Source organism: Calothrix sp. CCY 0018, from assembly GCF_963920925.1.
GTDB lineage: Bacteria > Cyanobacteriota > Cyanobacteriia > Cyanobacteriales > Nostocaceae > Rivularia.
In genome coordinates, this window is the sequence record NZ_CAWUDI010000059.1 from 24,357 (window position 1) to 47,176 (window position 22,820).

Sequence of the window (22,820 nt, forward strand, 5' to 3'; positions counted from 1 at the left end):
CCCCGCAACGGGCTGCTTTCCATCCCACAAGAATTGAAGATTGTAGGGTGTGTGACTAGGCTGTTGACTTTGTACCTTTTTAGAGGTTAAAAATTCATGCAAAAAACGTGTTCTTATTAAAGATAAATCCCTCTCCCCCAACCCCTCTCCCAAACTTGGGAGAGGGGTGCCCTTCAGGGCGGGGTGAGGGCGGGAGATGGTGTGGCATAAAAGCTGTATGAATTTTAAGCGCGGAAATCCTATCAAAGTCAACACCCTAGTGTGTGACGCTATGAAAGAATTTGAAAGTATCAATAATTTATTCTAACGTCACGCACCAACAAGTAACTTTGAATAGAAAGCATTGTTATACGGGTTTTTTGCCCGTTTTTTTTTGGATGGGTGTATAAATCAATGAACGAACAGAGTACTAATCAAAATACAAATTACGATAGCCCTTGGAAAGAGATTATTGAAGATTATTTTCCACAGTTTCTGGAATTTTTCTTTTATGATGCTTACATTGAAATCGATTGGCAACGTCCGTATGAATTTTTAGATACAGAATTACAGCAATTAGAACCAGACGCGGAAATTGGGAAGCGATTGGTTGATAAAGTCGCGAAAGTTTGGCTGTTAAATGGAGAAGAAGCTTGGGTATTGATTCATGTCGAAGTACAGGGACAATATGACAGTGAATTTCCCCTGCGGATGTACATTTATAACTATCGTTTGTTTGACAGACACAAAAAGCGAGTAATCAGTTTAGCAGTTTTAGCAGACAATGATATAAATTGGCGACCTCAAAGTTACGGTTATCAACTAGGTGGTTGTCGAGTTAGTTTGGAATTTCCCGTAGTGAAATTGTTAGACTATGAAGCACAGTGGCAAACCTTAGAAGAAACGGAAAATCCTTTTGGGTTGGTTGTAATGGCGCATTTGAAAACCAAAGCCACCAGCCAAAACCCGGAAAGTCGTTTACAGTGGAAATTAAGACTGGTTAGAAGTCTTTTCACTAAAGGATATAGCCGAGAACAAATTATTGGATTATTCCGGTTTATCGACTGGATAATGTTTTTACCCAAAGAATTAGCAGATAATTTTAAAGTCGAACTCAGAAATGATGAGGAGGCAAATCGAATGCGTTATGTAACGAGTATTGAAAGAATGGCGAAGGAAGAGGGAGTTATTCAAACTCTTCAAGAAAGCGCGATCGAAACTTTAGCAACTCGATTTGAAGAAGTGCCGACACAAGTTGTTGAAGCTGTTAATAAGATTAATGATGTTGCTGTTTTGAAAAATTTGCTTAAAAGAGCAATTCTTGTTAGTTCGGTCGCGGAATTTGAGGAAGATTTGAGCTAGTTTTTAGAAGTTTAGATTAAAAGAGAGCGCAACCCGATAAAATCAATTTTGGTATTGGGTTGCGTTTATTTTTTTAGATAAAATCTATTCTTGCTAAATATTTTCTACCCTGCACTAGATTTGTTTACCATAGAGTGAATCTTCGGGAGATGCAGTGCTAACACAGATGTGCTTCCCAAAAGTTGAAGGTTAAGGCATTGTACAACGATCGCTGCACATGAATTTCTAAAGAAAAGTGATTTTCCCCACCCTTTTCCCCCCTCACCAACTAACCTAACTGCATAAGTTAATTTTTTCAGTACCTATATATATAAAGACAATGCTTAAAAGTTTGTACAGCTATCGTTAGACGAATTCTGCTGTAAGACTCTTTATTGCATTCCCTGACGTTTTTGAGTGAGCGGTACAAGATGTTTGGCACAGAAAGATTATTAAACATCCTGCTCAACAATTGATACCATTGCTCGGAACAGAAAACTTTACCGTTAGGCTAGGAGAAGACGAATGGCTAATAAAATTTACGCTTTACTTGTTGGTATTGATAATTACTCTCCTCTATCGGGAGTGAATTCGCTACAGGGTTGTGTTAATGATATTGAAGCAATTGAAAAGTATTTAGAGATTGCGACTCAAAAGAAAATTTCGACTGAAAATGAAAAGAAATGGGAATTAGCTACGCAGAAGTTAACTAATCAATTAGCAACACGTAAAGCGGTTATCGATGGCTTTGAGCAACATCTAAGCCAAGCTGATAGCGAAGATGTTGTATTCTTTTATTATGCAGGTCATGGTTCTTACGAAACAGTACCAAATGTTTTTGAGAACCTAGAGCTAAATGGTAGGATTGAAACTTTGGTTTGTCATGATAGCCGTACTTCAGGAGTTCCAGATTTAGCAGATAAAGAATTAAGCTATTTAATTGAAAAGGTTGCAAAAAACAATCCGCATATTTTGATTGTTTTGGATTCTTGTCACTCCGGTACAGCAACAAGAGATCCAGAAGTTGTTGAACGTCAAACAAATTTTAATGGAAATACAAGAGATTTAAAAGACTTTATTTTTAATCAAGAATGGATTAATTACCGCTTAAGCGATAGTTATAAGCCACCCAAACATATTGCAATTTCAGCTTGTCGAGATTTTCAAACTGCGAAAGAGCATACAGGTTCAGATGGTAAACGTCGTGGTGCTTTTTCTTATTTTCTAACTGAAGCTTTAGTGCGTACTAATGGTAGTTTATCCTATGCAAATTTAGTTCAAGATATTAATGCTTTGATAACTGGTAAAGTTAAAGAGCAATCACCGCAAATTGAAGCAAAATCCGATGATTTAATTCAAACTTTCTTAGGAGGTGCAGCAGGAGAACGGATTAGTTATTTAACCTTTAATTATGACAAACAAAAGAATAATAGTTGGGTAATTAACGGTGGAATTTTGCATGGTATTCGTCCAACAACTGAAGGGGAAACTTTATTAGCTATTTTCCCTCAAGGAAGTACGCAAGAACAGTTACAAAACATTGATAATGCTATTTGCAAAGCTAAGTTAACTAAAGTATTTGCAGAAGTTAGTGTGGCTGAAATTATCGAGGGTAATAGCGTATTATCTGAAGATGAACCATTATGGGCAATTGTCACTCAGGTACCATTACCTAAGTTAAAGGTCTCTTTTCAAGGTGAAGCAGCAGGTGTTGAACTAGCTCGTACAGAACTTGCAAAAGTTAATTCCGGTCAACCTTCTTTATTTGTTAGAGAAACCGAATCCTTGACGGATGCTGATTATTATTTAGAAGCTGTTGATGGTCAATTTTGGATTAAGCAACCAAGCGATAAAGAGCCGTTAGTTGCACCTGTTCCAGAACTACCGCAGAACCAAGGGTACACAGCAAAAGATGCAGAGACAATTATCAAACGTTTAGAGCATATTGCACGTTGGAAAAATATTCTGGAATTGAAAACCCCACCTACTAGTAAAATCAAAGCTGGTGATGTTGAGATGGAAGTTATTGTTAATCCTGGGAATAATCAAACATCTTCAAAAACAGAAACTTCTGTAATGAGAGGAGAATATACTTGGGATGGAATGGATTTAGAAGCTCCAGGAATTAATGTTAAAGTCAGCAATAAAAGCGATAAAGACATACATTTCCGAATCATAGAATTAAATGGAAATTATTCAATAAAAGTTCCTGATTTCTTTGATGGGACAAGCAGTATTCTTTTACCGAGTCGAAAGGTTGCTGAAGGTGAAGAAATAGAGATAAAAATTCCCAAAGAATACTTAGACAATGGAATTACTGAGTACGATTCGATTTTGAAATTAATTGTCAGTACCAGAGAATTCGATGCGAGTTTACTTACACAACCAGGATTGGATAATCCTCCTCCTACAAGTCGTTCCACCGGCGATTTACCAGGTACTCTCAACCAATTGATGAACCAAGTTTATAGTCGTGATTCAGGAAGAAGAAAAAAAGACAAATACATTGATAACTGGATGACTCAGGAAGTTAAAGTTACTTTAGTAAAACCACCTGGTGGAGTGGAAATAAAAGAGTCTGAGTCTACCAATTTATTACCTGGTGTGGAACTACAAGCACATCCAAATTTGAAAGGTAAATTTAGCATTAATCCTTTACCTCCCAGTAGTCGGAATGTTAACAGTAATATAGTTCCACCAATTTTCTTACCAGAGAAAACCGTTATCTTACGAGATGGAAAAAGACAGCCTGAACTATACAATTTTAATGAGAGGGCTCGCGGTGGTAATGGTAATTTGAGCCTTCTTGAAATTGTTGATGTGCAAAATCACCAAAGTGTAACCCCAGAAAATCCAATCAAATTATTGGTTGACAACACATTACCATCAGACGAATATATCTTACCCATAGCTTATGACGGAGAATTTTTCTTACCTTTGGGTAAAGCTAAGACAGTAAATCGGAAAACAGAAATTACCCTAGAACGTTTACCCGAACCAACTGTGGATAGTCGCAGTTTACAAGGTTCAATTAAGATATTATTCCAGAAAGTTTTTTATGAAAGCGCTGGTAAACAATTAGGGATGAATTTTCCCTATCCACTTTTAAGAATTGCCAATATTTCCGAAAGTGGAAGAGTCACATATAATGCTAACGACCAGGAAATTAAAACTAAAGTTGCCTCAGCTAATAAGATTCTACTTTACATTCACGGCATTATTGGGGATACAGAAAGTTTACTACCTAGCATCAAATCGGCAAAGTTTGTAGAAGCTGGAATAGAAAAAAAACTAGAGGATAAATATGATTTAGTTCTGGCTTTTGACTACGAAAATCTAAATACCACAATTCAAGAAAATGCCAAACTACTCAAGCAAAGATTAGAGGAAGTTGGAATAAGTGCAAACCACGGGAAACAATTAGATATTGTTGCTCATTCAATGGGTGGTTTAGTCTCTCGTGTCTTTATTGAGGAAGAAAATGGTAATCAAATTGTTCAACATTTGGTGATGTTAGGTACACCTAATGCTGGCTCTCCCTGGCCTAAAATTCAAGATTGGGCTTTTACTGCTCTTGGTATCGGATTAAATCAACTTTCTACCGTTGTTTGGGGTACGAATATTATCGCTGCATTGCTAGCCTTTTTGGAAGCTAACGATAATGCTTTAGACCAAATGCAATACCAAAGTGATTTTATCCAAAGCATCGCCAATAATCCTGACCCCAATGTGCAGTATACAATTATTGCTGGCGATCGCTCTATTACTCCTGAAGCATTAGCAGCAGAAGGAAACTCCAGTAAAATACAGCGACTGATGCAGAAATTATTTAGTTCTGCTGTAGATGGTATGGTTGATAAAGTGTTTTTCCAACAGCCAAATGATATTGCAGTGACTACCGAAGGCATTAAAAGTGTTAGTTTAGAGCGAAATCCTCAGCCAAGGATTATATCACCAATTGCTTGCGACCATAATTCCTATTTCACCACTCAAGCTGGTTTGGATGCTTTAGTTCAAGCGTTGTGTAACGATTTGTAAATTTTATGTAGTAGCGACATCATAAGTGGATATCGCTATTTTTCTTGTACTGGTTAATTATTAAACTGATTTGCAGCTAAATTATATAATGCAAAAATAAAAATATTGTAGTACGTTAACGAAGTAGACATACGATTTAATTAAATATCTTCTACCCACAAGAGATTAGTTGCAAAATGTGTGTTTTTCAAAGCATTGTAAAACTTTTTATCTGCTGTAACCATTTGACATTCTTCACTTACGGCAAGTGATAAATAAAGACAGTCATAAACCGTTCGTTGCGTCTGTAGTGCTGTATCTATAGCAATTGACATTAAAGGTTTTGAAGCATAAATCTGTAAAGGTAATGCGCTAAATGCTGTTATTACTGTTTTTGCTTCTTGGGCAGTAGCTAAACCAAAACGTACTTCTTTCCAAAGAATATTTCCGACTTCAGGAAATATTAAATCCGGAGCCAATAAATTATGATTATTTGTAAGCAAAAGTCGTGCATTATCGGCGTATAGCTGTGGAAGAAACCATTTGATTGCTACACTTGCGTCAACAACATAGCTACTCATCTTTCTCTATCTTCACGCAGAAGTTCAGCACTATCTCTAAAAGTACGTCCAACAAACATTTGCTGGACTTCCAAAATCATTTCTTGATAATCAACTGTATCAGTAGTTTTAGTTTGCGTTGCTTGTTCTAAAATATATTTTAATTCTTCTTGTAAAGAACGACCGTGTTGTATAGCAAGTTCTTCAAGTTTTTCAATAACATTAGAATCGATATTTTCTAATATGATTTTAACCATAGTTTACTGTTAGTTAAATAAAAATATACTATTTAGGACTTACGCAAGATTAACGTAACTGCGTCATTACGAGCGATGAGCCACACGCTCCGCGTGAAAGCAACGTATTCACCCGAAGCGTGTGGCTCATCGCAAAAAGCCTGGGATTGCTTCCCTACACTACATTTCGGTCGCAATGACAAATCTCCGTTACGTAAGTCCTATTATTGTAATTATATATTAATAAAAAATTTTCCCTCCTTCCCCTCTCCAAAATACCGGCTCTATCCCCTTAAATCCCCCTTGGGAAGGGGGACTTTAACTTGATTCTCCCCTTTTTCAAGGCTAGGGGGGATTTAAAAGCTGTGAAAGAAACTTAGAATACTTGTATGTACACCGTAGCTTTATAAGGAGAGGGGAAAGGGTGAGGTTATCTAAACTTTCCTAACTGCTTTCACTCCTGCCATATCCAATATCGGCACTATCAAATCTTCGCGTTTCACCGCCATCATATGCACTCCTTGACACAATCCCTGGGCAATTTGTACTTGTTCGGCAGCGATTTTCATTCCTTCTTCTAAAGGAGTTTTCGCTTTTTCTAATCTATCAATTATATGTTCGGGAATTGTCACTCCAGGAACGCATTTATTAATAAACCGAGCATTTTTGGCTGACTTCAAGAGAAATATTCCCGCTAAAATTGGTTTGTTACAACCTGCGGCTATTTGTGTCATGAATTTCTCCAAAAGTTCAAAATCGGTAATCATTTGACTTTGGAAAAATTGCGCTCCTGCTGCTAATTTGCGTTCAAATCTTTTTTGCAAACCGCTCCAGCTACGACATTGTGGATCTACCGCAGCTCCCACAAATAAATCTAAAGCTCCGTCGGTTAAGGCTTTATCGTTACTATCAAAGCCGTTGTTAAGTTTGCCGATTAATTGCAGTAAACGTACTGATTCTAAATCGAACACGCTTTTTGCGTCGGGGTGGTCTCCCGCTTTTACTGGATCTCCTGTTAAAGCTAAAATATTGCGGATGCCTAAAGCATGAGCGCCCATCAAGTCACTTTGTAAACCAATGCGGTTTCTGTCTCGACAAGCCATTTGACATATCGGCTCTATCCCTTCTCGCTGTAAAATTACAGACGCTGCAAACGAAGACATCCGTAAAACTGCGCGGCTACCATCGGTAATATTGACAGCATGAACTCTCCCCTTAAGAGTCGCCGCCATGTCTATCATGTGTTGTGGATTACTGCCTTTTGGTGGTGCAACTTCAGCAGTAACTAAGAATTCTCCTGCACTTGCTGACGCACGGAATGTTGTTAATTGAGTTGGATTTAACGTACCAAGCATTTCGATTGTTATATTTCGATACTTAGTACAGCTCTATCACATATGACTGCCACAGGAAAGCTTATAAAGGCATAGAGAATCCTAATGCGGATTTTACCTGTTTTAAAGTTTCATTGGCGATCGCCTCGGCTTTTTCTCTTCCGTCGCGCAAAACCTGCTCTAGATAAGCTTTATCGTCCATTACGGCTTGATATTTCTCTTGAATGGGTTGTAGGGCATTAACGGCTGTTTCTGCCAACAAGGGCTTAAATTGTCCCCAACCCATATCTTGACATTCTGCTGCTACTTCTTCCTTGGTTTTTCCCGCAAGCAGCATATACAGCGTCAATAAATTATTACATTCAGGGCGATCGGGATTATCAAATTCTAAACCGCGCACGGTGTCAGTTTTACAGCGTTTGATTTTTTTGGTAATTTCTGCGGGGGTATCTGTCAAATTTATCCGACTTAATTCTGAAGGATCGGACTTAGACATTTTACTGGTACCGTCTGTCAAACTCATTACCCTTGCCCCTTCTTTACGAATTATCGGCTCTGGTAACTTTAATACAGGCTTATCTGGTTTACCGAATTGATGGTTAAATCTATTGACAATATCTCGCGTTAATTCTATATGTTGTTTTTGGTCTTCACCTACGGGAACTTTATCGGCTTGATACAGCAAAATGTCAGCAGCCATCAGTACCGGATAATCCAGCAAACCTACGTTAACGTTTTCACCTTGCTTGATTGCTTTTTCCTTGTACTGAATCATATCTTCCAGCCAGTTCATGGGAGTGATACAGTTGAGCAACCAAGTTAATTCGCTGTGAGCGGAAACATGAGACTGTACGAAGATAGTAGAATAATTTAAATCCAAACCGCACGCTAGATAAATTGCAGCTAAATGGTAAGTGTTTGCCGCCAAATTTTTGGGGTCTTGTGGTACGGTAATCGCGTGTAAATCTACGATACAAAAATAATTTTCATATTCGTCTTTATACCGATCTTGAATTTCTATCCAGTTGCGAATAGCTCCTAAATAGTTACCTAAATGTAGATTACCTGTTGGTTGTACTCCAGAAAAAACTCGTTGCTTAGCCATATTAAATCAGTGAGCAGTTAACAGTTAGCAGTGAACAGTTCAGAAATTTATTCGCAGTTTAAATTCTCCATTTAATTTACGTTTCGACTCGAACTGTTAAAGTATTATTGCAGAACGCCATAAATTAATAGCATCACAGCGTTCATCTCCCAAAATATACCTTAATTATTGCTCACTGCTCACTGCTCACTGATTAATATGCGTGAATTATATCCACCCAGAGAAGCTTACAAAGAAGGTAAATTACAGGTAACTGATTTACATACGATTTATTTTGAAGAGTCAGGTAATCCGCAGGGTAAACCAATTGTAGTATTACATGGCGGTCCTGGTGGTGGATGTCCGAGTTTTTATCGCCAATATTTTAACCCCCAAAAGTGGCGTTTGATAATGTTCGATCAAAGAGGTTGCGGTAAAAGTACACCTCATGCGGAATTGCGAGAAAATACAACTTGGGATTTAGTCAGCGATATTGAAAAGTTACGCGAACATTTAAAGATAGATAAGTGGGTTGTGTTTGGTGGAAGTTGGGGAAGTACGCTTTCTTTAGCTTACAGTCAAACTCATCCGCAACGTTGCAACGGTTTGATTTTACGCGGTATTTTTATGCTGCGTCAAAAGGAATTACATTGGTTTTATCAAGAAGGTGCAAGTAATATTTTCCCCGATGCTTGGGAGGAATATTTAAAGCCAATTCCTCTAGAAGAAAGAGGTGATCTATTAAATGCTTATTATAAACGTTTAACTAGTGAAGATAAAAGAATTAGGTTGGAAGCAGCAAGGGCTTGGTCAATTTGGGAAGCAAGTACGAGTAAATTATTTTTAGATAAATCTTTAATGCAAACTTTTGGTGAAAGTGCTTTTGCAGATGCTTTCGCCAGAATTGAATGTCATTATTTTGTGAATAAGGGATTTTTTGAAAGAGAAGACCAGTTACTTTTTAATGTTGATAAAATACGTCATATTCCGGCTGTAATTGTTCAGGGAAGATACGATGTAGTTTGTCCGATGATATCAGCTTGGGAGTTACATCAAGAATGGAGGGAAGCTGAATTTATTGTGGTTCCCGATGCCGGACATTCGATGAGCGAGCCGGGTATTCAAACTGCTTTGATTGATGCGACAGATAGGTTTTGATGATTGGTAATTGGGCATTGGGCATTGGGCATTGGGATTTTGATTGAATCTTTGTGTTCCTCTGCGTTAAACTTTGCGATACTTTGCGTTTGGAAAAAAATTTGTTTTACTCCATAAAATAACTGGGAGACATCTTGAAGAAATCAGCTAATCCTTTAATTTCATTTTCAGTAAGTTGAGTTTTACCATTCAATATATCTAAAACTCTTGATTCACTTTTACAAATAGGAATTAAATCTTGAAGCTGAAGAGAAGATTCTTCTAATAATGCCTTAATAAGCGTAACTCCTTTTAAAGTAGGTATTGCTTCATGTTGATTTTCGTAATCATACACTAGCGTACCTAATACTTTTAAGTAGTCTTTATCATCTTGCGTGATGTTTTCTTTATCTAAGATAGAATTAATCCGGTTTTGAGTAGCTATTAATTCGTTTTCATTAGTAATCGGACGGGGAGGAAAGGTAATTATTAATTCAATATAATAACTACTAGGAGTCTTCAAACCAGTCGTCATTTTTCCAGTTCTCCTTATCGTATTCTGCGTGAGTAAGTACAGCGCGAATAAATATTATTTGGTATTCATAGTCTATGTAGGTAATCAGTCTATAATTATTACCGCTAATATTAAAAACGGTAAAATTCTTAACTAAGTCTGCCGAAGGGAATAACTCTCGTATATTGTTAAAGCTTTGAAAATTGCGATCGCATATGCGCTGATACCATAATATAAGACCAGTTTGAGCATTTGAGTGCTTTTCCCAAAATTCCCTAAGCGCCCTTCTACTAATAACACGTATCCAACTTAACCATAATCTTCAACGCTCCAACGCTTCCCTATCCCATTTACCAAGTACGGCAGCTGCTTCGTAAGTACTTTGCAAAAAGGATAATAAGGTTTCGTCTGGGGTATCTGATAATCGTAATGTTTCTAATGGCAATACAAATTCCTGGATATCTTCGTGAAAGTAAGCTCCTTCTGGCTGTACTTTGTAATCTTTGAATCCTTCTGGTGCTGGATAAGCATAAGAATAGAAAAATGGTTCTACTCCACCTCCACCGGGCCAAAATCCGCAACTGCTGACTTCGTGGGAATATGCTTCGTGGGTGATGAAATCGGGCATTCCTGGGGCACCGGGATGTTTTGGTGCGACGCGCCCGGAAAAGCGGGTGAGGGCTAAGTCGAAGCTTCCCCAGAAGAAGTGTGTGGGGCTAACTTTACCAAGGAAGCGGGAACTAAATTGTGTAAATATACGGTTTGTTTGGACTAATATTTGCCAGAAGCGCTCTACGTATTCGGGGTTGTAAGATGCGTGTTTTGTGTCTTTCTCGAAGGGTATGGGATTAGAAACTTCTTGCGGCATTGTCCATATTTTTACCTTTATGTCAAGGGATGCCAAAGCGCTCATTGTTTTCTGGTAAAATTCGGCTACGGAAAATGCTTTTAATGCGAATGCGATACGTTGTCCGTCACTTGTAGAAATACAAAGTTCGTGAGCAATAAAATCAAAGTCGATTTGAAAGAAGCGCGTTTCGTAGGGTATGGCAGAAGTGGTTAATCCTCGTGATGTGACGTAGAGTGTAACATTCCACCAGTGGTTGATGAGTGGAGTTAATTCCATGCGGATTTTACCGATTACTTGCGTCCATAACTGTAGGGTGGAGGACGTTTCTTGCCACGATGTTGATGGTAATGAAGGGAAAATTTCGGTATAATCTGGCATTGTTAACTCTGGGGAAGGATACGATTACCAAGACGGCAATTACCAATTTACCACTGATTATGGTTGCCTAAATAAATTCTTTGGGTGGTTCTAATTTTTTCGTCATTACTATAGAATAAGCGACGCTTTTACTATTTTTTTTAGAATAATAAAAGCGTCACGCACTGACTATTTAGAGGATGCTTTGAAAGTCTAATTATATATTTTACCTGGCGACTGTAAGTCGCGGCTACACAAGCAAAACCCACCTCCGTGGGTTATAAATCCAATAGTCCACGGAGGTGGACTTTGCCTATGTAGTAGCGGTTTTAACCGCCGAATACTTTTAAAACATCCTCTTAAAGCAGTTCTGTTACAACTGTGTTGAATTTTTCATAAGGAACTATCCCCACAATTGTTTCTATAAGGTTTCCGTCTTTGTAAATCATTACGGAAGGAATGCTGCGAATATTCAACCTTTTAGCTAAATTAGAATTTTCCCCAAGATCAACTTTTGCAACTTTTACTTTGCCTTGATGTTCTTTTGCTAATTTTTCCATCATCGGAGCAATCATTTTACAAGGGCCGCACCAAGTTGCGGTAAAGTCACACACAAATACACCATCGCTGGTTGAAAGTGTATCGAATTCTTGTTCGTGGATATATTCAACAGTTATTGTTTCTGGCATCGGATATTCCCGTTTCTCAAACTATTTTTTTATGATTTTAGACGCGAATTAATACAAAGCTTCTTCTTGATGAGTTTGAATTTTGCAATCCGATGTTGGAATAGCAACGCAAGTTAGTACAAACCCCGCAGCAATTTGATCTTCGTCAAGAAATGCTTGATCTGACTGATCTACTTCACCAGAAATAATTTTCCCGGCACAGCTTGAGCAAGAACCTGCACGACAAGAAACGGGTAGGTCAATATCTTGTTCTTCTGCTGCATCAAATATATATTGATCGTCTTCTACTTCAATAGTTTTATTTAGTCCGTCGTCGTTGACTAATGTTACGTTGTATGTTCCCATTATTCCCTCTTAAAAAAAACTTGATTTCGCTTTCTCATATTAGGAACTTTTGCATACACTATGTATTAATACATTAATATTTTTTACAAAAATTAACTTAAAAAAATATTAGATTTATTGTATAAGCAATTTTGGGGCACTTGGTTTGATGCCTTTGGAAGTACAGATATCGCTGAGATTCACAGAGGTGGAATTAATTGTCTGAATATTTTTTGAAAGCTTTGCAAGCATATATTATTAATAAATATGCTTTAATTATGTAAGAATATATTTTTTCTAAGATGTAATTTCAAGGTTGAGTAGACTAATGTAAGTATGGAATAGTATACAATTGAGTAAAACAAAATCATAAGTAAATATTCGCTCACAAATGCAAGGAACTCAATTGTCTTTTTTTCCAGATAAAGAAGAAAATGACACTATCAAAAAGGTCAAAAAGCCTAAATTAGGACGTTACGAACGCATCAAGCGGGAATTAGAACAAAACGAATCAGATCCACATAAAATATTTATTGAAATAAGTTCGCAATCAATACCACCATCCGATTATACATTTGTAGATTTGTTTTGCGGTGCGGGAGGAATGACCCAAGGTTTAGTACAGGCTGGATTTCAACCATTAGCCAGTGTTGAAATTAACCCAATTGCTTCGGCAACTCATAAGAGAAATTTTCCCCAATGCCATCACTTTTGTGGAGATATTGAAAATTTTCACCCTGTAAAATGGCTTGAAAAAATCGGTTCCCCTGAAATACATTTAGTTGCAGGTGGCCCGCCCTGCCAAGGTTTTTCAGTAGCAGGAAAACGCGACCCAAAAGACCCACGCAATCGTTTATTTTATGAGTTTATTCGTGTTGTTTCAAAGATACGTCCTTGGTACGTTGTCATGGAAAATGTACCGGGAATTTTAACAATTCAAAAGGGAGATGTAAGGGCTGCAATTACCGAAACATTTAAATCTATTGGTTACGATAATGTTTCCATTGCAATTCTTGAATCTGCTGCTTATGGTGTACCGCAAATTCGTCCCAGAGCTATATTTATTGCCAATAGATTTGGAATGCCCAATCCTTATCCCAAAGCTCAATTATTAACCGAAGAATACAAACCAATTGAATCAGCTATTTCCGATTTACCAGAATATACCCGAATACCGCAAATAAATCACGAATGGACAAAACATTCACCTGAATATATGGAGCGTATTGCTAAAGTTCCCCCCGGAGGTTCTTTGTATAAAAAATATGCTGATGCTTTTAAACGGCAATATCCAGGATTACCGAGTATGACTGTTAAGGAAAATCACGGCGGTACTCATATTCATCCTTATCTTAACCGCGTTATTTCCGCTCGTGAAATGGCAAGATTACAAACGTTTCCAGATTCGTTTATTTTTGAAGGTACTATGAAAAAAGCTATGTGGCAAATCGGAAATGCCGTACCACCGAAATTAGCAGAGTGTATTGGTTATGCGCTTATACCTTTGATGCAGTTAGTAAAGACTTCATCAACTAATTAATAATCATTTTCTAAAATACAAGATTATATTTACGTAATATTTAATAAACAAAGTACTAATAAAAAAATATATATATGGCGATTTTAAATCTGAGATACACAAACAAAACCTGCTGGATAAGGCTTATATTTAGCCCACGAAGGTGGACTTTGTTTTTGTAGCCCCACCCTTCGAGGGTGAGGGCGATTTTTTATCAAAACATTTTATATCCAAGTGCAAAAAATGAAATTTCTCGGCATTGATTTGGGTTGGAAATCGCAACCAAGCGGTTTATGTTATTTAGAATTAATCGACGGTAAGCTGCAATTAAAAGATTTGGATAGACTCGATGCGATTGCAGATATCCTTGTTTGGGTTGATAATTGCGTTAAAGCTGACGAAAGCGCCATTATTGCTGTAGATGCACCAACTCTTATCCCGAATGCTACCGGAAGCCGCTTACCCGACAAACTTACTCACAAACACTTTGGTAAATATCATGCGGGATGTTACCCGGCAAATCTTGGTTTAGCTTTTGCTCAACGCACGGTAAATTTTGGCTTAGAATTGGAATCTCGCGGTTATCTTCACGCACCAACTATGGAAGCGCAAAAGCTGGGTAGATATCAAATAGAAGTATTTCCACATCCCGCTATAGTTCAGCTTTTTGGCTTACAAAAAATTCTTAAATACAAGAAGGGAAGAATAAGCGATCGCCATCTTGAATTAACGAAGCTTTATAATTACATTATCGATATCTTACCGAGTTTAGAACCCAGTTTAGATAAGGATACGAATTCGCATTTTTTGAAGTTTGTTAGGGGAGCGTGTCCGCAGGACATATTCTTAACTTCAACCTGTAGTGGTAAAATTCTTAAAGCAGTAGAAGATAAACTTGATAGCATTATCTGTGCTTACGTCGCGGCTTATTGGTGGTATTGGGGAGAGCGGCGGAATTTAGTATTGGGAGATGCGAGTACTGGTTATATTGTAATTCCAGAACAAAATGATAATTTACACCTTTAACCTGCTAAGATAAGGAACTATAAATTAAAAATAAAAGTTATTTTAATTTCTATTTTCCTCATCTTAGCTGTATGATTTTACGGATGTACGCTACCGTCTGGCATAGTTGCGCCTGTTAGTTTGGCATGACTAAGGTTGATACCTTCGAGGTTAGTATATTGTAAATTCGCACCTCTTAAATCGGCACCATAAAGCCCAGTAAAATTCAATTTTGCACCCCGTAAATCTGCTCCACGCAAATCCGCATTATTCAAATTAGCGTGTACTAGGTTGGCGTTTGATAAATTTGCATCAGTTAAGACTGCACCTCTGAGTCTTGCTCCAAGAAGATTTGCACCGCTTAAATTACTGCCTTGCAAATTCGCATCCACCAAATTAATATGTTCTAAATTGGCATTTTTGAGGCTGACATCTTTTAGCTGAGCATCATCTAAGGTTGCATTTTGAAAGTCACAGTCATCACATTCTTTGGTTTTTTGCAATCTATCTAGTAAACTTGCTTGCTCCCGTTCTATTAATACTTCTTGTAACCTATTTATTCGATATATTTTGTCTTCAAGCTGTTCTTGTCTGTGACGAAGACGGTAAATTTGTGATTGCTGCCTTGCAATCCGATGTTGCTGAGAAATGGAAGATTTTTGAATACCTTGAGTTCCCACAATAGCTATCCAAAGAAGTGCCGGAAGTGCAAGAGTTTGAGCTAATGCATTGCCTTCAGTTGATTTTGGCTTTAAGATCGCGGGGATTAATTTTAACGCTTCTAAGGCTTCAGTTGCATTTGCAAACCGATGCTTGATATTTGGCTCAACCATCTTACTCAACCACTCTACGAATTTCGGGTTGATATTTAATGGTAAAGTTTTAAAATTAAAGCGATATTCATCATCAATTAATTTACCAACATTAACCGAACGGGTACCGCTAAGCAAACAAATTAACGTTACACCCAAACTATATAAATCGGATGCTTCGGTTAAATCTCTACCGAAATACTCTTCCGGAGGGATAAAACCAGGGGTTCCCGAAGCAACGCTACTAAGTGCAACTTCATTATTACTAACTCTGGCAAACCCAAAATCAACTAAATAAGCGTTAAGATTTTTATCAACTAAAATATTTTCAGGTTTAATATCCCGATGAATAATTTGCGGGTTGCGCTGCTGCAAATAAACTAATATCTCTAAAATAGATATGGCAATTTGCTTAACTTGCTCGGGAGTAAACTTGTTTTCCGAAGCCAATGATGGCGCATCTTTATATTCCTGTACCAAACAAAACCCTTGAGGTGTTTCAAACGTCGTTAAGTAGCTCGGAATACGCGGATGATTTAACTGCTTGAGTACTTCGATCTCGCGTTCGTAGGCTTTAAAACCCGACCAATCGGTACCTACATTTGCAAAACGAAACTCTTTGATTACTACTTGTTTTTTATCGCTTTCCACTTCCGCAAGGTGCGTGATACGTCCCCCGAAGTGATTTTTTCCTAATTCCTTGTTAATTTGATAGCCGAGATGTGAAAAATCAGTTTTTTGGATTGCCATCTTTATCTCCACGGGCCATTATCGCAACTCGATTTGTCATAATACGCAGGTATTACAGACCATTTTCACACAAAAAAAATCAAGTGGCTAATGTTTCTGATGATTTTTTGTAAATTGATTAAGATAAGCGCCAAAAGTTAAGATTCGTGAAGTAAAATCAATTTTAGCGAATATTGTATTTATCGCGACAAATTCGGTTGCACAACATCGGGAAAACTATCAAAATTTCTCCGCACCCAATCCATACCGACTTCGTTATTTAATTTGATATTTTGAGGAGTATTTGGGTAAATTTTGCTTAAAATATCGGCATCTTGTTCGATGACGACTTCTACAAGTTTTAGTAAATTTCCCTTGATTAAATGAGCGATTGGTGAATGCGCTTTTACAAACATCAATATAAAAACGCGGGATTGATTTGAGGATTCTGGTATATAAAAATGGCATTCTTTGATGCTTAAAATCGGACTTTCGCCGTGCATTACTGCCATAAAAGGGAAAAAGTTTTCTAAGTGCGCTTCTAATACTTTTGGCATTGCTAAAAGCGCCGGATTCTTGAAAATATCGCGTAATGTCGGATTTTTCCGGGGTTGGGCAATATAAGCATGGGAATGAAATCCATCATCGATAAACTGGTTTAGCTGCACTTCTTCGATTTCAAATAGCTGGCGATGAGTGCCATTTTGATGATTGTAATCGTGCATATTTAATAGAAGCGAGAGAAAATCAGTTTTGATAGAGCGATCGCCACTAAACCCAATAAATTCGTAATTTGCTGCAATCTCATTCATAATCGTCGGAATCGGAATTTTGGCTTCATAACCGCCATAACTCCAGATAAAATCTCCTTGAATTATTAATTCTAAGGGTTCCAATAGTGACTTAGTTGACTTCTCAGTACCTGGTAATACCGTACAGCCAGCACCATCAAATTCCAATGCATGAAACGGACAAACTACCGCATTACTATTATCGGGCTTAGTTATACACCAACCTGACGATAGCATCGCACCCATATGAGGACAGGCATTCGGTAAGCAATTTATTTTACCCGTACCATCTTGCCAAAGTACGTAATCTTTCCCATAAATAGAAACTTTCATCGGCTGATTTGGCTTCAGCATCGAACGATGAGCTAACAGCCACGGTGCCCCTTTTAACATAGTTATATAAGTTTTCAACTAACAGATTGATGAGATTAGTTTAGTATCCGTTGCATAAAACCGTCTCGCGCAATCTTCCGAAAACTAACGGAATCTTCCGATTAAATAGTAATTCATATGATGTTCGACAAATCATAATATGTCATTATTCGCTGTGCGAAGCAATCGCTGCGATTACTTCGCACAGCGAATAATGACAGTTATTTTAACGGGCATGATATCAAACTAAATAAAAAAGATAACTGCTAACTGATTCTAAATTCTCTAGGAGTCACACCAACATATTTACGAAAAACTTTTGCAAAATGACTTTGACTTTTAAATCCTACTAAATAAGAAACTTGTATAACTGATAATTCATTAGCAGCGAGAAGATATTTTGCTTTTTCAACTCGACATTTAGTTATATATTGATGGGGTGCAATTCCCATTGATCGCTTAAATAAAGTAGCAAAATAATGAGGACTCATTTGTAAAATTTGACTCATTTGAGCAAGTGACAAATTTTGGTCTAAATTATCGTTGATATAATCTATAATTTCTTTTAATTTATACTTCGGTAATCCATCGCTATATTCTTTAATATTAAAATTTCGCGTCGAATAACGTTTTAATAAATGCACGGCTAACATATTCGCTGCTGATTCAACATAAAGACGACTATCAGCTATACTAATTTCTAATTCTCTTTTGATTGCCAATCCAATTTGTTTGATTAAAGGGTCACAAGTTTTGATTTGCTGTATAATTTCAGTGCGTTCAATATTAACTGATTCATAGATAGCACGATATAAAAAATCTGGTTCAAAACTTAATAGAATAAATTCATTATCTTGCTCAAACTCTGCTGCTGGTGAAGTTTGATAAGCGGGAAATATTCCTATGTCTCCTTCTTGGTAGTAATGACGATGCCAACTCTTATTAATTCTAAAACTGGCATGAAAGCTTTCAGGAGAAATTCCGATGATATGCTGAGAAGATAGTATTTCCGGAACTTTATAATTGAATTGTCGATGATAGTTAAAATAAAAACCATTGCATAAAGAAACCGGAGTAGAAATAATTAATGATTTAGGTAATATTTGTTTTAGTTGATTTGGTTGAGCGGCATTTATTTTTATAGTAGGATGCTCGGTTTGCATTGTTAATTATATTGTTGTTTTTATCCAAACCTAAAATAGTAGTATAAAACATATCTGTTCAATCAATTGCTGAAAATACTATGAACGCAAACGCAATCTACCAACAGCGGCGGGTTTGGCAACCTCAGCATATTAAAAATATTGAAATAGCCTATCGTGATTCTGCTTGTTTTAGTCTACCCGCTCATTTTCACGAAGAGCTTGAAATAACAATTATGCAGGGTAGCCATTGGAGATTCGATTATCGAGGTAGCAAATTCACCGTGCCTCCTCTAAGTTTCACTTTAACTCAACCTGGAGAAGTACATAAAGCTAGTTTCGAGAGTCAAATAAATTGTAGATTTTACGGATTGCGAATTAATACAAATTTATTACAAGAGTTAGCAACAGAAATTCCCGATAGTTATCAAAAATTGCCGTTTTTTTCTACACCAGTAGTTACAGATCGTGAATTGAGCAAACTTATCTGGATTTTTCACAATTTAGTAGAAAATTCTCAAGCATCAATATTAAAGCAACAGTCGCTGTTATTTCAAATTATAGAAAATCTTATTTCAAGATATACACATAATCATCCGACATTAAAAAAGATCGGAAACGAAAATCAAGCCATTCAGTGGGTTCGAGACTATTTGAATGATAATTATGCTGAAAATATATCGCTTGAAGATTTAGCACGCATCGTGAATTTTAGCCCTTTTTATCTAAATCGCGCATTCCGCAAACAAATTGGAATTCCCCCTCACAAATATCAAAATCAAATTAGAATTGCTCGTGCCAAAGCTTTATTAACTAGTAATTTATCAATTTCTCAAGTTGCTATTAAAACAGGTTTTTCCAGTCAAAGTCATTTTGGCTGGCATTTTAAGCGAGTTATGGGAGTTACACCCAAGCAATATGCAAAAGAGAGCAATATCTTGATAGACGCAAAAGTCTAACTTTATTTAATCTAAGAAATTGTAACTAAAACTGTGCATCAAACATGACGGATAAACTAACAGGAAAAGTCGCAATTGTTACTGGTTCATCTCGCGGTATTGGGCGAGGTATTGCTCAAAGATTGGGAAAAGATGGTGCTAATGTTGTTGTGACTTATCATAGCAACCAGGATAAAGCGCAGGAAGTTGTTGAAAACATCAAGTCTCAGGGTTCTGAAGCTATAGCGCTGCAACTAAATGTCAAAGAAATTGACAGCGTGGGTAATTTATTTAAACAAACCCTCGAACATTTCGGTAAAGTCGATATTTTAGTTAATAATGCTGCTGGGAAAAACATTTTTAAGCCTACAGCGCAAATGACTAAAGAAGAATACGATAGTATGTTTGATATTACGCGGGGTGTATATTTTGCTCTGCAAGAAGCCGCGAAACACTTAGCCGATAACGGGCGTATTGTTAGTATTTCTACTAGCGGTACGGTAATGGCAATTCCTGGTGGTGGAGCATATTCCGGATGTAAATCTGCAATTGAACAATTTAGCGCTTGTTTGGCAAAAGAATTAGGCGAACGAGGTATTACTGTAAACACCGTTTCGCCAGGAGTTACGGATACTGACGGTTTGGTTTTAGATGAGGAACAGGTAAATCAACTGATTGCTCAAACGCCATTAAATCGTTTGGGTAAACCTGAAGATGTCGCGAATGCTGTTGCCATGCTGGTATCTGATGATGCTCATTGGATTACCGGGCAAAGTATTCGAGCTAACGGTGGAATTGTTTAACACTCACTTTTTTAAAAGGAAAAATAATATGCCGACTCTTAACGGAAAAATAGCTTTTATTGCTGGTGGTGCTGGTAATGTTGGGGAAGGAATTGTTCGCTCTTTTCTCAAAGCTGGTGCAACGGTAATTACAACTTCTCGCAAGCAAGAGAAACTTGAAGAATTACGCGGTTATTTAGGAGATTTAGCAAAGGATAATTTTGTCCCCATAGTTGGTGATTTGGGAAATTTAGAAAGTGCAGAAAAGCTCCGCAATCAAATTATTGAAAAATTCAATCGTCTCGATGCTGTTGTTGCTTCCGTTGGTGGAACTTGGAGTGGGGTTCCGATGACGCAAGTTTCAATGGAAGATTGGCAAAAGTTTATTTTCACAAATTTAACTACTCACTTCGTTTGCGCTCGTACTTTTCTACCCGTATTAGTTGAAAATAAAGGCAGTAGCTACACTTTTTTAGGTGGCTCTGCTGCTGAAAATGCCATTCCAAATTATAGTTTAGTCGCAATTACCGCAGCCGGACAATTAATGATGGCGAAGGTATTAATGGAAGAAATGAAAGATAGTGGTGTTCGGATTAATGAAGTGATGGTTAACAGTTTGGTGAATACTCGCGCTACTGAAGAAAACGCAAAACCTGAATGGATAACAGCCGATGAAATAGGTGATTATGTAGCTTGGTTAGCTTCCGATGAAGCGCACATGGTTAACTCTAGCGTGCCTTATTTGCAAGAACAAAATCGGTAAACAATGTCCGTTGAAATAGTTATCATATCTATAAAGGCAGGTAATGGGTAATGGGTAATTGGTAATTGGTAATTGGTAATAGAAAACTACTGGAATACTTACATAATAAGGAATTTAATCAAGCAATAGAATCAGTTGAACCTCGATTTTATACAACAGTAATTGAAGTACAACAAAGTATTTAATCAAAAAAACGGGCAAGATGCCCGTATTAATGATTCTGCTTGTTGATTAAACTTAAATAGGACTTACGCAGTTATAACGGAAAGTGTAGTGTTCCAGACATTTGAGATCCCCCCAACCCCCCTTATTAAGGGGGGCTTTCGTAAGTCTTGTTAAATTGGAAAATCCATAGCGCTATTAGATCAGCTAAACAGTTCGTTATAGGTATTCATTGCCGATTCTCCTAAATCTTCTGTTAAAGGCATAAACATATCAGCCATTTTGCCCAACAACGAATCTACTAGGCTATCGGTAGCATTTTTTACGTCCATGCCATAGCTCATTGTGGCATTAAAATCATCAATAAATTCGTCAGCGCCAGCGGCTGATTTGTCAATAACTACAGACCAGTTACCATTACCAATTACAATACTGTTGTCGGTGTATACCCAGTTACCGTTACCAATTACGGTATTGTTATTACCGAAGTTAAAATTACCGTTACCAATAGTTGAGTTATTATCTCCAAACGCCCAGTTACCATTACCAAGAGTTGAGTTATCGTCGCTATCTTCCCAATGCCAGTTACCGTTACCAAGGGTGTTATTATTATCACTAAAATCTAAGTGCCAGTTACCATTACCAACAGTTGAGTTTTTAGTAGCACCATCCCAATTCCAGTTACCGTTACCGATAGTAGCGTTGAAGTTTCCGTAGTCTCGGTTAGCGTTACCAATAACGGCGTTATCGCTGCCATCATCAATGTTGCCGTTACCGAGGGGAATTTCGCCTTCAGGGGTACTAAATACACTTTCGCTACCGTTAAAGGGTAAAAGTCCATCAAGGGCAGCTTCAATGATATCTAGATTTTCTGCCATCTCACCATCTGCAAATGGGTTATCTTCGCTACCAAACGGGCTATCTTCACCCATCAACTGCTCGAAAGAATTGCCATTATTATTCGTGAACATATCATTGCGGAACAGCGTTAATAAGTCGTCAGATGTTTTTAACGGTGTTTCGTTACCCATCGCAAATCCGGAATAGGTAGGATCGGAAGCAAATCTTGATCTTGTCAGAGTATCGTAGACTTTTCTCAAAGTTTCTGAAGGTGATGAGGAAGGCATACCACTATTTTCTGTGCCACCTTCAGCGCCGCCATTCATGAACGATAAATTATCGCCAAACATGAAATTCGTAACATCAAAGGATGATTCTTCAGACATACCGTCTTCCCCAGCAACCGCATCCTCTCCACCTGCTAAAGGATTGCCTTCGCCGCCAGCACCACCGCTAAATGGATTACTTCCGCCACCTGTACCACCTGCAAATGGATTACTTCCGCCACCTGTACCACCTGCAAATGGATTACTTCCGCCACCT

At 37.5% G+C, this 22,820-nt stretch carries 21 protein-coding genes; 8 read left to right on the forward strand and 13 right to left on the reverse strand.

The features are described 5' to 3' along the window. Positions 1 to 393: 393 nt before the first annotated feature. Complete coding sequence (locus tag ACM03V_RS30055; protein WP_414624475.1) at positions 394 to 1,341, forward strand: transposase; 948 nt, start codon at positions 394 to 396, stop codon at positions 1,339 to 1,341. Positions 1,342 to 1,845: 504 nt separating this feature from the next. Then, entirely contained in the window at positions 1,846 to 5,358 is a 3,513-nt protein-coding gene (locus tag ACM03V_RS30060) for a caspase family protein (RefSeq protein WP_414624476.1), read from the forward strand. Positions 5,359 to 5,498: 140 nt separating this feature from the next. Here ACM03V_RS30060 and ACM03V_RS30065 read toward each other — a convergent pair whose 3' ends face one another. The 4 genes from ACM03V_RS30065 to trpS all read right to left on the reverse strand — a co-directional run bounded on the left by ACM03V_RS30065 (position 5,499) and on the right by trpS (position 8,572). Beyond that, positions 5,499 to 5,918, reverse strand: coding sequence for a type II toxin-antitoxin system VapC family toxin (locus tag ACM03V_RS30065; protein WP_414624477.1), 420 nt, complete (start codon positions 5,916 to 5,918; stop codon positions 5,499 to 5,501). Beyond that, a complete protein-coding gene (locus ACM03V_RS30070) occupies positions 5,915 to 6,154 on the reverse strand; it encodes a FitA-like ribbon-helix-helix domain-containing protein (protein WP_414624478.1) in 240 nt (79 codons plus the stop codon). Before ACM03V_RS30070 ends, ACM03V_RS30065 begins: the two co-directional genes overlap by 4 nt. 413 nt (positions 6,155 to 6,567) lie before the next feature. Further along, entirely contained in the window at positions 6,568 to 7,488 is a 921-nt protein-coding gene (locus ACM03V_RS30075; RefSeq protein WP_414624479.1) for a methylenetetrahydrofolate reductase, read from the reverse strand. 61 nt (positions 7,489 to 7,549) lie between these two features. Further along, positions 7,550 to 8,572 (reverse strand): tryptophan--tRNA ligase, encoded by a 1,023-nt coding sequence (gene trpS / locus ACM03V_RS30080; RefSeq protein ID WP_414624480.1) that lies wholly within the window; start codon positions 8,570 to 8,572, stop codon positions 7,550 to 7,552. A gap of 198 nt (positions 8,573 to 8,770) precedes the next feature. On the opposite strand from trpS, the gene pip reads away from it, so the two are divergent. Continuing rightward, positions 8,771 to 9,709, forward strand: coding sequence for a prolyl aminopeptidase (gene pip, locus ACM03V_RS30085; RefSeq protein ID WP_414624481.1), 939 nt, complete (start codon positions 8,771 to 8,773; stop codon positions 9,707 to 9,709). 106 nt (positions 9,710 to 9,815) lie between these two features. Here pip and ACM03V_RS30090 read toward each other — a convergent pair whose 3' ends face one another. From ACM03V_RS30090 to ACM03V_RS30110, 5 genes are all read right to left on the reverse strand, one after another. Continuing rightward, positions 9,816 to 10,223: a helix-turn-helix domain-containing protein gene (locus tag ACM03V_RS30090; RefSeq protein WP_414624482.1), complete on the reverse strand. Its 408-nt coding sequence runs from the start codon at positions 10,221 to 10,223 to the stop codon at positions 9,816 to 9,818. Continuing rightward, entirely contained in the window at positions 10,198 to 10,506 is a 309-nt protein-coding gene (locus ACM03V_RS30095) for a type II toxin-antitoxin system HigB family toxin (RefSeq protein ID WP_414624495.1), read from the reverse strand. The genes ACM03V_RS30090 and ACM03V_RS30095 overlap by 26 nt, the downstream gene beginning before the upstream one ends. A gap of 18 nt (positions 10,507 to 10,524) precedes the next feature. Continuing rightward, a complete protein-coding gene (locus ACM03V_RS30100; protein ID WP_414624483.1) occupies positions 10,525 to 11,430 on the reverse strand; it encodes a DUF5996 family protein in 906 nt (301 codons plus the stop codon). Positions 11,431 to 11,768: 338 nt separating this feature from the next. Beyond that, the gene (gene trxA / locus ACM03V_RS30105; RefSeq protein ID WP_414624484.1) at positions 11,769 to 12,098 is read right to left on the reverse strand and encodes a thioredoxin; all 330 of its coding nucleotides are present in this window, start codon (positions 12,096 to 12,098) and stop codon (positions 11,769 to 11,771) included. 48 nt (positions 12,099 to 12,146) lie between these two features. Continuing rightward, positions 12,147 to 12,443 carry a 2Fe-2S iron-sulfur cluster-binding protein gene (locus tag ACM03V_RS30110; RefSeq protein WP_414624485.1) on the reverse strand — a complete coding sequence of 99 codons (297 nt, stop codon included), beginning with the start codon at positions 12,441 to 12,443 and terminating at the stop codon, positions 12,147 to 12,149. Between the two features lie 370 nt (positions 12,444 to 12,813). Here ACM03V_RS30110 and ACM03V_RS30115 point away from each other — a divergent pair, with 370 nt between their 5' ends. Both ACM03V_RS30115 and ACM03V_RS30120 read left to right on the forward strand, forming a co-directional pair. Then, positions 12,814 to 13,962: a DNA cytosine methyltransferase gene (locus tag ACM03V_RS30115; RefSeq protein ID WP_414624486.1), complete on the forward strand. Its 1,149-nt coding sequence runs from the start codon at positions 12,814 to 12,816 to the stop codon at positions 13,960 to 13,962. A gap of 222 nt (positions 13,963 to 14,184) precedes the next feature. Beyond that, the gene (locus ACM03V_RS30120) at positions 14,185 to 14,967 is read left to right on the forward strand and encodes a DUF429 domain-containing protein (protein WP_414624487.1); all 783 of its coding nucleotides are present in this window, start codon (positions 14,185 to 14,187) and stop codon (positions 14,965 to 14,967) included. Between the two features lie 77 nt (positions 14,968 to 15,044). On the opposite strand, the gene ACM03V_RS30125 is transcribed toward ACM03V_RS30120, so the two are convergent. The 3 genes from ACM03V_RS30125 to ACM03V_RS30135 form a co-directional block, all read right to left on the reverse strand. Then, entirely contained in the window at positions 15,045 to 16,508 is a 1,464-nt protein-coding gene (locus ACM03V_RS30125) for a pentapeptide repeat-containing protein (protein ID WP_414624488.1), read from the reverse strand. A 179-nt stretch (positions 16,509 to 16,687) separates the two neighbouring features. Next, entirely contained in the window at positions 16,688 to 17,671 is a 984-nt protein-coding gene (locus ACM03V_RS30130) for a Rieske 2Fe-2S domain-containing protein (protein ID WP_414624489.1), read from the reverse strand. A gap of 245 nt (positions 17,672 to 17,916) precedes the next feature. Beyond that, complete coding sequence (locus ACM03V_RS30135) at positions 17,917 to 18,813, reverse strand: helix-turn-helix transcriptional regulator (protein ID WP_414624490.1); 897 nt, start codon at positions 18,811 to 18,813, stop codon at positions 17,917 to 17,919. Positions 18,814 to 18,893: 80 nt separating this feature from the next. Between ACM03V_RS30135 and ACM03V_RS30140 the strand changes: the two genes are divergently transcribed. Genes ACM03V_RS30140 through ACM03V_RS30150 form a run of 3 tightly spaced genes read left to right on the forward strand, consistent with a single transcriptional unit; the run spans position 18,894 to position 21,275 of the window. After that, positions 18,894 to 19,751 (forward strand): helix-turn-helix domain-containing protein, encoded by an 858-nt coding sequence (locus ACM03V_RS30140; RefSeq protein WP_414624491.1) that lies wholly within the window; start codon positions 18,894 to 18,896, stop codon positions 19,749 to 19,751. Positions 19,752 to 19,795: 44 nt separating this feature from the next. Further along, entirely contained in the window at positions 19,796 to 20,533 is a 738-nt protein-coding gene (locus ACM03V_RS30145) for an SDR family oxidoreductase (protein ID WP_414624492.1), read from the forward strand. A 28-nt stretch (positions 20,534 to 20,561) separates the two neighbouring features. Beyond that, positions 20,562 to 21,275, forward strand: a complete 714-nt coding sequence (locus tag ACM03V_RS30150; RefSeq protein WP_414624493.1) for an SDR family NAD(P)-dependent oxidoreductase — start codon at positions 20,562 to 20,564, stop codon at positions 21,273 to 21,275. A 365-nt stretch (positions 21,276 to 21,640) separates the two neighbouring features. On the opposite strand, the gene ACM03V_RS30155 is transcribed toward ACM03V_RS30150, so the two are convergent. Continuing rightward, positions 21,641 to 22,820 (reverse strand): hypothetical protein (locus ACM03V_RS30155; RefSeq protein ID WP_414624494.1); only part of this gene is annotated, 1,180 nt, incomplete at its 5' end.

Excerpts from the sequence above, each read along its gene's own strand:
- ACM03V_RS30055 (WP_414624475.1), top strand. The coding sequence starts at position 394 with ATGAACGAACAGAGTACTAATCAAAATACAAATTACGATAGCCCTTGG.
- ACM03V_RS30060 (WP_414624476.1), top strand. The coding sequence starts at position 1,846 with ATGGCTAATAAAATTTACGCTTTACTTGTTGGTATTGATAATTACTCT.
- ACM03V_RS30065 (WP_414624477.1), bottom strand. The coding sequence starts at position 5,918 with ATGAGTAGCTATGTTGTTGACGCAAGTGTAGCAATCAAATGGTTTCTT.
- ACM03V_RS30070 (WP_414624478.1), bottom strand. The coding sequence starts at position 6,154 with ATGGTTAAAATCATATTAGAAAATATCGATTCTAATGTTATTGAAAAA.
- ACM03V_RS30075 (WP_414624479.1), bottom strand. The coding sequence starts at position 7,488 with ATGCTTGGTACGTTAAATCCAACTCAATTAACAACATTCCGTGCGTCA.
- trpS (WP_414624480.1), bottom strand. The coding sequence starts at position 8,572 with ATGGCTAAGCAACGAGTTTTTTCTGGAGTACAACCAACAGGTAATCTA.
- pip (WP_414624481.1), top strand. The coding sequence starts at position 8,771 with ATGCGTGAATTATATCCACCCAGAGAAGCTTACAAAGAAGGTAAATTA.
- ACM03V_RS30090 (WP_414624482.1), bottom strand. The coding sequence starts at position 10,223 with ATGACGACTGGTTTGAAGACTCCTAGTAGTTATTATATTGAATTAATA.
- ACM03V_RS30100 (WP_414624483.1), bottom strand. The coding sequence starts at position 11,430 with ATGCCAGATTATACCGAAATTTTCCCTTCATTACCATCAACATCGTGG.
- trxA (WP_414624484.1), bottom strand. The coding sequence starts at position 12,098 with ATGCCAGAAACAATAACTGTTGAATATATCCACGAACAAGAATTCGAT.
- ACM03V_RS30110 (WP_414624485.1), bottom strand. The coding sequence starts at position 12,443 with ATGGGAACATACAACGTAACATTAGTCAACGACGACGGACTAAATAAA.
- ACM03V_RS30115 (WP_414624486.1), top strand. The coding sequence starts at position 12,814 with ATGCAAGGAACTCAATTGTCTTTTTTTCCAGATAAAGAAGAAAATGAC.
- ACM03V_RS30120 (WP_414624487.1), top strand. The coding sequence starts at position 14,185 with ATGAAATTTCTCGGCATTGATTTGGGTTGGAAATCGCAACCAAGCGGT.
- ACM03V_RS30125 (WP_414624488.1), bottom strand. The coding sequence starts at position 16,508 with ATGGCAATCCAAAAAACTGATTTTTCACATCTCGGCTATCAAATTAAC.
- ACM03V_RS30130 (WP_414624489.1), bottom strand. The coding sequence starts at position 17,671 with ATGTTAAAAGGGGCACCGTGGCTGTTAGCTCATCGTTCGATGCTGAAG.
- ACM03V_RS30135 (WP_414624490.1), bottom strand. The coding sequence starts at position 18,813 with ATGCAAACCGAGCATCCTACTATAAAAATAAATGCCGCTCAACCAAAT.
- ACM03V_RS30140 (WP_414624491.1), top strand. The coding sequence starts at position 18,894 with ATGAACGCAAACGCAATCTACCAACAGCGGCGGGTTTGGCAACCTCAG.
- ACM03V_RS30145 (WP_414624492.1), top strand. The coding sequence starts at position 19,796 with ATGACGGATAAACTAACAGGAAAAGTCGCAATTGTTACTGGTTCATCT.
- ACM03V_RS30150 (WP_414624493.1), top strand. The coding sequence starts at position 20,562 with ATGCCGACTCTTAACGGAAAAATAGCTTTTATTGCTGGTGGTGCTGGT.